Consider the following 12,846-nt stretch of genomic DNA (forward strand, 5'->3'; position numbering starts at 1 on the left):
CGGTGCTGGAGGGTCTGGTGCGGGCCAAGCAGGACCTGCTGGACCACGGCGCCGAAGACCGAGGGGATGAGAAGGCCTTCTCGGTGGTGCCGATGATGCTGCACGGCGACGCCGCATTCGCCGGTCAGGGCGTGGTCGCCGAGACGCTGAACCTGGCGAACCTGCCCGGCTACCGGGTCGGCGGCACCATTCACATCATCGCCAACAACCAGATCGGCTTCACCACCGCGCCGGAGTACTCGCGCTCCAGCGAGTACTGCACCGACGTCGCGAAGATGATCGGGGCGCCGATCTTCCACGTCAACGGGGACGACCCGGAGGCGTGCGCGTGGGTGGCCCAGCTGGCCGTCGACTTCCGGCAGGAGTTCAAGAAGGACGTCGTCATCGACATGCTGTGCTACCGCAGGCGCGGGCACAACGAGGGCGACGACCCGTCGATGACCAACCCTGCGATGTACGACGTCGTCGACATCAAGCGCGGCGTCCGCAAGAGCTACACCGAAGCCCTGATCGGCCGCGGCGACATCTCGATGAAAGAGGCCGAGGACGCGCTGCGCGACTACCAGGGCCAGCTGGAGCGGGTGTTCAACGAGGTTCGCGAGCTGGAGAAACACGGCGCGCTGCCGAGCGAATCGGTCGAGGCCGACCAGATGCTGCCGGCGGGCCTGGCCACCGCGGTGGACAAGGCGCTGCTGGCCCGCATCGGCGATGCGTTCCTGGCGACCCCGGACGGCTTCACCGCGCACCCGCGGGTGCAGCCGGTGCTGGAGAAGCGCCGCGAGATGGCCTACGAGGGCAAGATCGACTGGGCCTTCGGCGAACTGCTGGCGCTGGGCTCGCTGGTGGCCGAGGGCAAGCTGGTGCGGCTGTCGGGCCAGGACACCAAGCGCGGCACCTTCTCCCAGCGGCACTCGGTGATCATCGACCGCAACACCGGCGAGGAGTTCTCGCCGCTGCAACTGCTGACGGTGAACGCCGACGGCACCCGCACCGGTGGCAAATTCCTGGTCTACGACTCGCCGCTGTCGGAATACGCCGCCGTCGGCTTCGAATACGGCTACACGGTGGGCAACCCGGACGCCCTGGTGCTGTGGGAAGCCCAGTTCGGGGACTTCGTCAACGGCGCGCAATCGATCATCGACGAGTTCATCAGCTCCGGTGAGGCCAAGTGGGGCCAGCTGTCCAACGTCGTGCTGCTGCTGCCGCACGGCCACGAAGGCCAGGGCCCCGACCACACCTCGGCCCGCATCGAGCGCTTCCTGCAGCTGTGGGCCGAGGGTTCGATGACGATCGCGATGCCCTCGACGCCGTCCAACTACTTTCACCTGTTGCGGCGCCACGCCCTCGACGGCGTGCAGCGGCCACTGATCGTGTTCACGCCGAAATCGATGCTGCGCAACAAGGCGGCGGTCAGCGACGTCCGGGACTTCACCGAGATCAAGTTCCGCTCGGTGCTCGAGGAACCGACCTACGAGGACGGCGTCGGCGATCGCAGCAAGGTCACCCGGGTCCTGCTGACCAGCGGCAAGCTCTACTACGAGCTGGTGGCCCGCAAGGCCAAGGACAACCGCGAAGACGTGGCGATCGTGCGGATCGAGCAGCTCGCCCCGCTGCCGAAGCGGCGGCTGGGCGAGACACTGGACCGTTACCCGAACGTCGACCAGTACTTCTGGGTGCAGGAGGAACCGGCCAACCAGGGTGCGTGGCCGCGGTTCGGGCTCGAGCTGCCCGAGCTGCTGCCCGACAAGCTGACCGGGATCAAGCGGATCTCGCGGCGGGCGATGTCGGCCCCGTCGTCGGGCTCGTCGAAGGTGCACGCCGTGGAGCAGCAGGAGATCATCGACACGGCCTTCGCCTGACGGCGACGAGAGCTGAGCCGGGCGGGGTTCGCTGACCCACGGGTATCAGGGACCGCTGGTACCGGCTAGCCTCGACGCAAACGTGCCGATAAGGAAGGGTGCTCATGCAAGGGTTCGCCGGCAAGGTCGCGGTGGTGACGGGCGCGGGTTCGGGTATCGGGCAGGCGCTGGCCGTGGAGTTGGCCCGTTCGGGTGCCAAGGTCGCGATTTGCGATGTCGACCTCGAGGGCCTGGCCCAGACCGAGGAACAGCTGAAGGCGATCGGCGCGGCGTTCAAGTCGGATCGGTTGGACGTCACCGAGCGCGAGGCCTTCCTGGCCTACGCCGACGCGGTCAAGGATCACTTCGGCAAGGTCAACCAGATCTACAACAACGCAGGCATCGCCTTCACCGGCGACGTCGAGGTCAGCCAGTTCAAGGACATCGAACGGGTGATGGACGTCGACTTCTGGGGCGTCGTCAACGGCACCAAGGCGTTCCTGCCGCACCTGATCGCGTCCGGCGACGGCCACGTGATCAACGTGTCCAGCGTGTTCGGGTTGTTCTCGGTGCCCGGGCAGGCGGCCTACAACTCGGCCAAGTTCGCCGTGCGCGGCTTCACCGAGGCGCTGCGCCAGGAGATGGGGGCGGCCGGCCACCCGGTGGCGGTGACCACGGTGCACCCCGGTGGCATCAAGACCGCCATCGCGCGCAACGCGACGGCCGCCGAGGGCCTCGACCAGGCCGAGCTGGCCAAGTTGTTCGACAAGCGGCTGGCCAAGACCACCCCGCACCGCGCGGCCGAGATCATCCTGGACGCGGTGCGCAAGAAGAAGGCGCGGGTGCTGGTCGGGTCGGACGCCAAGATGCTCGACATCCTGGTGCGGCTGACGGGTTCGGGTTATCAACAGCTGTTCGGCCCGGTGATGGGCCGGTTGCTGCCCAAGCAGTGACGGCATCGGTTCACGATTTCGCCCTGCAATAGCAGGCATCGCTGGTAACGATTAGCGTCAAGCGGTCAAGCCTCCACGAGGGAGTGTTGCATGGATACGTTCGCCGGCAAGGTCGCCGTCGTCACCGGCGCGGGTTCGGGCATCGGCCAGGCGCTGGCGGTCGAGCTGGGCCGGGCGGGCGCCAAGGTGGCCATCAGCGACGTCGACACCGCGGGGCTGGCGCAGACCGCCGAACAGCTGATCGCGATCGGCGCGGCATTCAAGTCCGATCGACTCGACGTCACCGAGCGCGAGGCCTTCCTGGCCTACGCCGACGCGGTCAACGAGCACTTCGGCAAGGTCAACCAGATCTACAACAACGCCGGCATCACGTTCATCGGATCCATCGAGGACAGCCGGTTCAAGGACATCGAGCGGGTCATCGACGTCGACTATTGGGGCGTCGTCAACGGCACCAAGGCGTTCCTGCCGCACCTGATCGCCTCGGGCGACGGCCACGTCATCAACATCTCGAGCGCGCTCGGCCTGTTCTCCGCGCCGGGCCAGGCGGCCTACGTCTCCGCGAAGTTCGCCGTGCGTGGCTTCACCGAGGCGCTGCATCAGGAGATGGCCCGCGCCGGTCACCCGGTGCGGGTGACGACGGTGCACCCGGGCGGCATCAAGACCGCGTTCGCCCGCAATGCGACCGGCGTCGAGGGACTCGACCATGCCGCGCTGGCCAGCCTGTTCGAGGAGCAGCAGGCCAAGACCACCCCACAGCGGGCCGCGCAATTGATCCTCGACGGCGTGCGCAAAAACAAGCCCCGGGTCCTGGTCGGTCCCGACGTCAAGGCGATGGACCTGCTGGTGCGGGTCGCCGGGCCGAACTACGACCGGCTGCTGGGCGGGCCCGTGATGAGCCGCGTCAAGGACTTTGTCACCCGGTTGCTGCCGAAGCGCTGACCCGGTCGATGAGCGCGTGGATACGCGCGAAAGAGGGCCGGGGCACGTCAGCCCTGACCCGGTCGATGAGCGCGTGGATACGCGCGAAAGAGGGCCGGGGCACGTCAGCCCTGACCCGGTCTACCGGCCGAGCGGATGCTCGGCCAACCAACCTCCGGCCACCGCCTGCGGGTCGGCGCCGGTGGCAACCTGGCGCCGCATCTCGACCAGGGCCGCGGTGTCCAGCACGCCGGCCACCTCGTTGATCGCCAGCAACTGCCGATCGCTGAGCGCGTTGCGGCGATACAGCGGCACCACGTTCTCGGCGCGGACCAGGGCGGGCTTGCCGTCGGCCAGCGCGACCAGGTCGCCGGGGGTGCCGGGATCGGTGGTGGTAGTCCACCCCGCGGTCAGCTGCCCGGCCCGAATCGCGGCGAACATCGTTGCGCCATCCGGGAATTCGCGTGGCGCGGGAAGCCGGCAGGAGCCGACCGTCGACGGCTCCTGATGCCCGCCGACGGTCCCGACGACGAGGCCGTCGCAGTGCCGGGGCAGCGTGGCCAAGTCGGCGCTGATATCGCTGCCGCCCCACGCCTTGGCGGTGGGCTGACTCACCAGCAACACCGGCTTGTCCTCGGCGGCCGTCGTGTAGTCGCCCGCGACGACGCCCTCGGGCAGCGCGGCGATCATGGCGCGGTACACGTCTTTGTCCGACATCGCCGTCGCGCCGGGCTGCAGGGCTTGCAACGTGCGCCCGGTGAACGCGGGAACGACGCCGAATGCGCCGGAATCCAACTGCGGCATCGGGTCGGCCGCGGTCGCGGCCCGGGCGCCGAACCCGTAGGACCGCAGGGCGGCGACGTACACGCCGGCCAGCAGCGCCGAATCGGCGTCAGGCCGGGATCCGACCACCACTTCGGCACGGGCACGATGGTCACCGGTGTCGGTCGCGCAACCGGCGACGGTCAGCGCGGCGGCGAGCAGCGGCACCGCCAGCCTGCCGATTCTCACCCCCCGGCGACGGAAGTGTCCGAAACTTCCGTGGCCAGCGCGACCGCCGAGGCGACCGCTTCCCCAACGCGGGTGTCCAGGGGGCTGGGGACGATCCGGTCAAGGGCGAGGTCGTCGCTGACGACGGAGAAGATCGCCTCGGCCGCCGCGACCATCATTTTTTCGGTGATCCGGCGGGCGCGGGCTTCCAGCGCACCGCGGAACACCCCGGGGAAGGCCAGCACGTTGTTGATCTGATTCGGGAAATCGCTACGGCCGGTGGCCACCACCGCGGCGTACTTGGCCGCGATGTGCGGGTGGATCTCCGGATCGGGGTTGGACAACGCGAACACGATCCCGTTGGGTGCCATGGTCGCGATCATCTCTTCGGGGATTACGCCCCCCGACAGCCCCAGGAACACGTCGGCGCCGCGGATGGCTTCGGCCAGGCTGCCGGTCAGGCCGGTGGGGTTGGTGCGTCGCGCCAGGGCCACCTTGACGTCGTTCATGTCGTCGCGACCGGTGTGCAGGATCCCGCGCGAGTCGAGCACGGTGATGTCCGAAACACCCATCGCCATAAGGAGATTGGTGCACGCGATGCCGGCCGCACCGGCTCCGGACACGACCACCTTCAGCGAGGCCATATCGCGGCCGAGCACCTTGCTGGCACCCATGAGCGCGGCCAGCACCACGATCGCCGTGCCGTGCTGGTCGTCGTGCATCACCGGGCAGTCCAGCGCCTCGATGAGACGGCGCTCGATCTCGAAGCAGCGCGGTGCCGAGATGTCTTCGAGGTTGACGGCGCCGAACGTCGGCCGCAGCCGCACCAGGGTTTCCACGATCTCGTCGGGATCCTTGGTGTCGAGCACGATCGGAATGGCGTTCAGCCCGCCGTAGGCCTGAAACAGCGCGCACTTGCCTTCCATCACCGGCAGCGACGCCGCGGGCCCGATGTCGCCGAGGCCCAGTACCGCGCTGCCGTCGCTGACCACGGCCACCAGCCGGTTCGCCCACGTGTAGCGGGCCGCCTGGGTGTGGTCGGCGGCGATCGCCCGGCTGACCTGTGCCACGCCGGGGGTGTAGGCGATCGACAAAGCGCGCTGGGTGTCCAGCGGGGACGTCAGGCCTACGGAAAGCTTGCCGCCTACGTGTGCCTCGAAGATCTCCGCGTCGGTGATCACGCCCTGCTCGGCATTCGTCTGTATCGATTCAAGCAATTCGGACACGCGGTTAAGGGTACTGACTACCCGTTAGTAGCCCTAATTGGTGAGGTAGGTCTCACCGCCGACCAGGGCGCGCCCGCGGGGGCCGCGGATCGCCGCTAGATCAGCTTCAGCTCTGTGACCGCGGCGCGCTCGTCGACCAGCTCGGCGGTGGTCTTGTCGATGCGGCTGCGGGAGAACTCATCGATCTCCAGCCCCTGCACGATCGACCAGTTGCCGTCCTTGGTGGTCACCGGGAACGACGACACGATGCCCTCGGGCACGCCATAGGAGCCGTCGGAGTAGACCGCCATCGACACCCAGTCACCGTCCGGGCTGCCCAGCAGCCAGGAACGGGCGGCGTCGACGGTGGCGGACGCGGCCGAGGCGGCCGAGGAGGCGCCGCGCGCGTCGATGATCGCCGCGCCGCGCTTGGCCACGGTCGGGATGAAGTCGCTCTCGATCCAGTTCTGGTCGTTGACCACTTCGGCGGCGTTCTTGCCGCCCACCTCGGCGTGGAAGATGTCGGGGTACTGGGTGGCCGAGTGGTTGCCCCAGATCGTCATCTTCTTGATGTCGGTGACCTTGGCGCCGGTCTTCTGGGCCAGCTGCGAGATCGCCCGGTTGTGGTCCAGGCGGGTCAGCGCGGAGAACCGCTCCTTGGGGATGTCGGGGGCGTTGCTCAGCGCGATCAGCGCGTTGGTGTTGGCCGGGTTGCCGGTCACGCCGATGCGGACGTCGTCGGCGGCGACCGAGTTGAGGGCCTTGCCCTGCGCGGTGAAGATCGCGCCGTTGGCCTCCAGCAGGTCGCTGCGCTCCATGCCCGGGCCCCGCGGCCGCGCGCCGACCAGCAGCGCCAGGTTCACGCCGTCGAAGATCTTGTTGGCGTCCGCGCCGATCTGCACGCCGGACAGCAACGGGAACGCGCAGTCGTCCAGCTCCATCACGACGCCCTCGAGCGCCTTGAGCGCGGGTTCGATCTCCAGGAGACGCAGCTCGATCGGGCGGTCGGGGCCCAGCAGCGAGCCACTCGCCAGGCGGAACAACAGGCTGTAGCCGATCTGGCCGGCGGCGCCGGTGACGGCGACCTTGAGAGGACTTGCGCTCACGTCGATTTACTCCTTGTGGAGAAGTTCGTGCAGATTCGGGTTCGGCTCGAAACTAGCGCACTCTTCTCCGCCGCCGATCCCCGGTCCGCTACCAGGGCTTTTCCGACACCTGATCGTCGCGCTTCGAACAGCCGGGACGCGTACCATGGAGCACCGCCTGGTCGGATCTGCGCACGGTGGGAGGTGGATGTGTTCCAAGGATTTGACGCATTGCCGGAAGCGCTTCGGCCCCTCGCACACGAACCGCAGCCCAAGCCGAGCCCGGCCCCCGAGCCGCCCAAGGAGACGCTGGTCGACCGCGCCGTCTACGCCGACGGCCATCGACTGCCCGGCAAACTCGGCTACACGGCCGCCCTGGACAAGGTGCGCGAGATCGAAACGCTGGGGCACGCCGGTTTCGTCTGGGTCGGCTTGCGCGAACCGAACCAGTCCGAGATGCAGGAAGTGGCCGACGTGTTCGGGCTGCACCCGCTGGCAGTGGAAGACGCGGTGTGCGCCCACCAGCGGCCCAAGGTGGAGCGCTACGACGACACCCTGTTCCTGGTCCTCAAGACCGTCAACTACGTGCCCCACGAATCGGTGGTGCTGGCCCGCGAGATCGTCGAGACGGGCGAGATCATGGTCTTCGTCGGCAAGGACTTCGTGGTCACGGTCCGCCACGGCGAACACGGCGGCCTGGCCGACGTGCGCAAGCGAATGGACGGCGATCCCGAGCAGATGCAGTTGGGGCCCTACGCGGTGATGCACGCGATCGCCGACCATGTGGTGGACCACTACCTCGAGGTGAGCGGTTTGATGCTGTCCGACATCGACAGCATCGAGGGGCTGGCGTTCGCCCCGGGCAGCAAGATCGACGTCGAGCCCATCTACCTGCTCAAGCGCGAGGTGGTCGAACTGCGCCGCTGCGTCAACCCACTGTCGGCCGCGTTCCATCGCATCCAGATGGACAACAAGGACGTGATCTCCAAAGAGGTGCGCCGCTATCTGCGCGACGTCGCCGACCACCACTCCGAGGCCGCCGATCAGATCGCCAGCTACGACGACATGCTCAACTCGCTGATCCAGGCGGCACTGGCCCGCGTCGGGATGCAGCAGAACAACGACATGCGCAAGATGGCGGCCTGGGCCGGTATTTTGGCGGTGCCCACCATGGTCGCCGCCATCTACGGGATGAACTTCCATTTCATGCCCGAGCTGGACTGGACGTGGGGTTACCCGGGAATCATGGCCCTGATGGCCCTCTCGTGCGTGGGCCTGTACTTCCAGTTCCGGCGCAACAACTGGCTTTAGCGGGGCGTCAGTCGGGCTGTGCGGCAGGGCGATTCGGATCGAGGACGTCGACGCCGTCGTTGTCCCACGCTTGACGCATCGCTTCGGCGCCCTTGAGCCGCACCCACGCAGCTTCGGTGGCGGTGATGGGCGTGGCCGACAGGAACTGCACCGGATCCCGGGGCGGGTCCAGTGGCAGATCGCCAATCCCGCTGCGGCCCAACAGGACAGCGGTGAACGGCACCCGCGACGACGGGGACGCCCACAGCGGCGAGCCGAGGTCCACCAGGGCGTCTGGGCACAGCACCACACCGTCGACGGCCGGCGCCGCCGCCAGGATCGCCAGGCTGCGCGCGATGCCGGACACCGGACCGGGATCGCGCAGCCGCAGCACAACCTCGGCGCGCGGACCGCGCACCGGGTCGGCAACATCCAGCGTCGGTTCGGTCATCGGGTGGCGCGAGCAGCCCAGCGTGACGTAGTGCACCGTCCCGTCCGGCTCACGGAATCGCAGCACCTCGATGGTCTCGGTGCCCAGGAAGGTCACGCTCGCCGCATCGGGCTCGGCGTCGGTGAAGTGAGCCCGCAGATGCGCGCGTACCTGATCCTGCGTCACGGTGTGCCCGCCGGCGCGATGGTGAGGTTCGCTCCCGAGTCGGCATCGAAGACCACCAGCTTGCTGGTGTCGAGGGCCAGCTCGATCGACTGCCCGATGGCCGCCTTCGATTCGGCGGGAACCCTTGCCACGAATTCGTTTTCGTGGGCATCCGACTCCGCGGCCAGCTCGTCCAGCTGGGCCGAGTGGGCCGCCCACGCCGCGGTGGAGAAGTAGACGTATTTGTCTGCGCCCAGCGACTCGACCAAATCGACCTTCACCTCGAACGTCAGCGCCCTGATGCGCTGGTAACCGTCGATCAGTGCGGCGTCGGACAGATGCTCGGGCCGCACACCGACGATGACGTTCGCGGGCGCCGGATGCCGCCCGATCGCCTCGTGGACCTCCGGTGTCAACATCACCTCACCGAACGGCAGTTTGAGCCCGCCGGGCATCAGCGTGGCCGGGAAGAAGTTCATGGCCGGCGAGCCGATGAAGCCGGCGACGAACAGATTGGCCGGATGCTCGTAGAGCTCGTCGGGGGCGCCGATCTGTTGCGCGACACCGGAATGCATCACCACCACGCGGTCGCCCAGCGTCATGGCCTCGGTCTGGTCGTGGGTGACGTAGACCGTCGTGGTGCCCAGCCGCTTCTGCAGCCGGGCGATCTCACCGCGCATCTGGACCCGCAATTTCGCGTCCAGGTTCGACAGCGGTTCGTCCATCAGAAACGCCTTGGGATGGCGCACGATGGCGCGGCCCATCGCGACCCGCTGCCGCTGCCCGCCCGACAACTGCGATGGTTTGCGGTCCAGAAGTTCGGTCAGATCAAGGGTTTTCGCCGTCTCCTCGACCTTCTGGGCGATCTCGGCCTTCTTCATCTTGGCCAGCGTCAGCGGAAAGGCGATGTTCTGCCGCACCGTCATGTGCGGGTACAGCGCATAGGACTGGAACACCATCGCGATGTCGCGGTCTTTGGGCGCCTTCTCGTTCACCCGTTCGCCGCCGATCCGCAGTTCGCCGGACGAGATGTCCTCGAGCCCGGCGATCATGTTCAGCGTCGTGGTCTTGCCGCAGCCCGAAGGGCCCACCAGGATCAGGAATTCGCCGTCGGCGATGGTGAGGTTCAGGTCGTGCACCGCCGTCGCGCCATCGGGGTAACTCTTGCTGACATGGTCCAGCACGATCTCGGCCATCGAGTTATCCCTTCACCGCGCCGGAGGTCAACCCGGCGACGATTCGTCGTTGGAAGATGAGAACAAAAACGATGATGGGAACGGTGATCACGACGGCGCCGGCGGCGATCGAGCCGGTCGGCTCCTCGAACTGGGAACTGCCGCTGAAGTTCACGATCGCCACCGGCGCGGTGATGGCCGCTTTGGTGGCGGTCAGCGTCAACGCCAGCAGCAGATCGTTCCAGGCGAAGATGAACACCAGTATCGCCGCTGTCACCACGCCGGGCGCCGCCAACGGCACGATCACCTTGCGGAACGCCTGGGCCGGTGTCGCGCCGTCCATTTTCGCCGCCTTCTCCAGATCCCAAGGGATCTCCCGGAAGAACGCCGACAACGTGTAGATCGCCAGCGGCAGCGCGAAGGTGATGTACGGCAAGATCAGGCCGGGCCAGGTGTCGAACAAGCCGACGAACCGTTCGATGTTGAACAGCGGCGTCACCAGCGAGATCGCGGGAAACATGGTGATCAGCAGGGTGGTTCCGACCAGCAACCGCTTGCCCGGAAAGTTCAGACGGGCAATCGCGTACGCGGCCATCGCACCGAGCACCACCGCGATCACGGTGGTGATCAACCCGACCCCGACGGAGTTGATCAGCGCTGAACTGAAGAAGTCACCGCGAAAGATGCCGCGATAGTTGTCAAAGGATATCGACGACGGAATCAGCTTGCCGTCCTTAATCGTTGAGCTCGGCTTCAGCGACAGACTGAAGATCCACAGCACCGGAAGAAGGGCATACACCACCACCAGGGTGTCGATGACGGCCCAGATCGCGGTGCGCCGCGCACCCGTCCACAGGGCCGCCCCGTTAGCCGCCATCGACGTCACCCCCTGGTGCCGCCGCGCCGAACGCCTTGATGAACAGCAGCGCGATCAGGCCGACGCAGACGAAGATCAGCACGCTGATCGCCGACCCGAGCCCGACGTTGAAGCCCTTGAACAGGTTGTCATAGCCCAGCATCGACACCGAACCGGTGTTGTTGGCGCCGTTAGTGATCACATAGATGTTGTCGAAGATCCGAAACGCGTCCAGCGTCCGGAACAACAAGGCGACCACCACCGCGGGCTTGATGATCGGCAGGGTCACTCCGGTCAGCCGCCGCCACGCGCCCGCGCCGTCGACCTGGGCGGCCTTGAGCAAGTCCTCGGGCACCAACGCCAAACCGGCCAGCAACAACAGCGACATGAACGGCGTGGTTTTCCACACCTCGGCGAGGACGACGATCGCCAGCGACGGGATCTGATCGGTCAGCGGGGCGCTGCCCTGCGGCAGCAGGTTGGCCAGGTAGCCGGTGCCCGGCGTCCACGCGTAATACCAGCTGTACGACGCGACGACGGTGACGATGCCGTACGGGATCAGCACCGCGGTGCGCACCAGACCCTTACCGACCAGGGTGCGATGCATCACCAGGGCCAGCGCCAGGCCCAGCACGAATTCCAGGGACACCGAGACCACCGTGATGCCCAGCGTCACCGCCAGCGCGGTCCACCAATAGCGGTCGGTCAGGATGGTCACGTAGTTGTCCAGGCCGACGAACGCGGTGTCATCGGGCACGGCAAGGTTGTTGCGCTGCAGGCTCAACCACACGGCATAGCCGATCGGATACGCCGTCACCGCCAGCATCAGGATCGCGGCCGGCGCGACGAGAAGAAGCGCCAACCGTTGCTCGGCGGACCGCCCGCGCGACCGCGGCATGACGAAAGGTGCTCGCGCGGTGAGGGTTTCGCCGCCGGACCGCGTCACGGCAGCAACCCTTTCCCGTCGATGGCCTTCTGCACCTGGGTGCTGAGCTCGTCGGCGGTGCGCTCGGGGTCGATGTGGGCGATCGGACTCAGCGTCGCGGCCAGCCGGATGGCCACACCCTGGTAGACCGGCGTGGCCGGGCGCACCGCGGCATCGGTGAGCTGGCGGCGGATGATCGTGTACATCGGATACTTGCTCTGGAACTGCGAATCCGAATACAGCGAGGTGCGTACCGGAGGCAGGCCGCCTTCGATCGCGACGTACTTCTGGTGCGCCAGGTTACGAAGGCAGCGAATGGCTTCGAAAGCTTCGGCACGGTGCCGGGTGGTGCTGGCCACCGCCAGGTTGGCCCCGCCGATCGTCACCTTGGCCGGGCGGCCCGGTGCCACACCGGGATAGGGCGCGAAACCGAGTACCTTCTCGCTGGCCTGATACGCGATACGGAACTGCTCATCGCTGGGCACGAACGTGCCGGCGTCGTTGACGCTGCCGGCCAGCTCCGGATTCCGGTTGAGCGGCAGGAAGGGCACCCCACCCTTCACCGCGTTCTCCAGCATGGACGCCAGCGCGTACGGCCAGTTGACGGCGAGCGCCGCCCGTCCCTGTTCGACCGCCAACCGCGCGGTGCTCTCGTCCGTTCGGCTGATCGACGGATCGGCTCCCGGTGCGAGGGCCACCGACTTGAGGACGCGCAGCGCGGTGACTGTGGCCGCCCGGTGCGCCGGCGTGTCAGTGAGCGTGACGCGGCGGCCGTCGTCGGAGAGCACCTGGCCACCCCCGCTCACCAGCAGCGTGTTGAACCAGACCACCAGACCCTCGCCCTCGTTGGCCTGCACGCCGATCCAGCTGGGCTGCCCCGCGTCGTACAAGCGGGTGGCCTCAGACACCATGGCGTCCCAGGTTCGCGGCGGCTGGGTCACCAAATCGGGCCGATACCAGAGCAATTCGGTGTTCGTGGTGACGGGTGCGCCGTACAGCTTGCCCTGCCAGCG

The 12,846-nt window shown here is 67.4% G+C and carries 12 protein-coding genes; 4 read left to right on the forward strand and 8 right to left on the reverse strand.

The genetic code is table 11. The features are described 5' to 3' along the window. The 3 genes from A5708_RS13250 to A5708_RS13260 all read left to right on the forward strand — a co-directional run. On the forward strand, positions 1-1,859 hold a 1,859-nt coding region (locus A5708_RS13250), incomplete at its 5' end, for a multifunctional oxoglutarate decarboxylase/oxoglutarate dehydrogenase thiamine pyrophosphate-binding subunit/dihydrolipoyllysine-residue succinyltransferase subunit (protein WP_155766005.1). Positions 1,860-1,963: 104 nt separating this feature from the next. After that, complete coding sequence (locus tag A5708_RS13255) at positions 1,964-2,791, forward strand: SDR family NAD(P)-dependent oxidoreductase (RefSeq protein ID WP_065029071.1); 828 nt, start codon at positions 1,964-1,966, stop codon at positions 2,789-2,791. A gap of 90 nt (positions 2,792-2,881) precedes the next feature. Then, on the forward strand, positions 2,882-3,733 hold the full coding sequence (locus A5708_RS13260; RefSeq protein ID WP_065029072.1) for an SDR family NAD(P)-dependent oxidoreductase: 852 nt from the start codon (positions 2,882-2,884) through the stop codon (positions 3,731-3,733). Positions 3,734-3,853: 120 nt separating this feature from the next. Here the strand turns inward: A5708_RS13260 and A5708_RS13265 are convergent, their stop codons facing one another. The 3 genes from A5708_RS13265 to A5708_RS13275 form a co-directional block, all read right to left on the reverse strand. After that, entirely contained in the window at positions 3,854-4,723 is an 870-nt protein-coding gene (locus A5708_RS13265) for a glycine betaine ABC transporter substrate-binding protein (RefSeq protein WP_065029073.1), read from the reverse strand. Further along, on the reverse strand, positions 4,720-5,928 hold the full coding sequence (locus tag A5708_RS13270) for an NAD(P)-dependent malic enzyme (protein ID WP_065029074.1): 1,209 nt from the start codon (positions 5,926-5,928) through the stop codon (positions 4,720-4,722). Before A5708_RS13270 ends, A5708_RS13265 begins: the two co-directional genes overlap by 4 nt. A gap of 95 nt (positions 5,929-6,023) precedes the next feature. Then, entirely contained in the window at positions 6,024-7,013 is a 990-nt protein-coding gene (locus A5708_RS13275) for a malate dehydrogenase (RefSeq protein ID WP_065029075.1), read from the reverse strand. A 189-nt stretch (positions 7,014-7,202) separates the two neighbouring features. On the opposite strand from A5708_RS13275, the gene corA reads away from it, so the two are divergent. Further along, positions 7,203-8,303, forward strand: coding sequence for a magnesium/cobalt transporter CorA (corA, locus tag A5708_RS13280; protein WP_065029080.1), 1,101 nt, complete (start codon positions 7,203-7,205; stop codon positions 8,301-8,303). A 7-nt stretch (positions 8,304-8,310) separates the two neighbouring features. Here the strand turns inward: corA and A5708_RS13285 are convergent, their stop codons facing one another. From A5708_RS13285 to A5708_RS13305, 5 genes are all read right to left on the reverse strand, one after another. Further along, positions 8,311-8,898, reverse strand: a complete 588-nt coding sequence (locus tag A5708_RS13285; protein WP_065029076.1) for a suppressor of fused domain protein — start codon at positions 8,896-8,898, stop codon at positions 8,311-8,313. After that, a complete protein-coding gene (locus tag A5708_RS13290) occupies positions 8,895-10,073 on the reverse strand; it encodes an ABC transporter ATP-binding protein (protein WP_065029077.1) in 1,179 nt (392 codons plus the stop codon). The genes A5708_RS13285 and A5708_RS13290 overlap by 4 nt, the downstream gene beginning before the upstream one ends. 4 nt (positions 10,074-10,077) lie before the next feature. Beyond that, positions 10,078-10,929, reverse strand: a complete 852-nt coding sequence (locus A5708_RS13295) for a carbohydrate ABC transporter permease (protein WP_065029078.1) — start codon at positions 10,927-10,929, stop codon at positions 10,078-10,080. After that, the gene (locus A5708_RS13300; RefSeq protein WP_065029081.1) at positions 10,919-11,806 is read right to left on the reverse strand and encodes a carbohydrate ABC transporter permease; all 888 of its coding nucleotides are present in this window, start codon (positions 11,804-11,806) and stop codon (positions 10,919-10,921) included. Before A5708_RS13300 ends, A5708_RS13295 begins: the two co-directional genes overlap by 11 nt. A gap of 44 nt (positions 11,807-11,850) precedes the next feature. Then, on the reverse strand, positions 11,851-12,846 hold a 996-nt coding region (locus A5708_RS13305), incomplete at its 5' end, for an extracellular solute-binding protein (RefSeq protein ID WP_065029079.1).

The organism is Mycobacterium colombiense (assembly GCF_001672755.1).
Classification (GTDB): domain Bacteria; phylum Actinomycetota; class Actinomycetes; order Mycobacteriales; family Mycobacteriaceae; genus Mycobacterium; species Mycobacterium colombiense_C.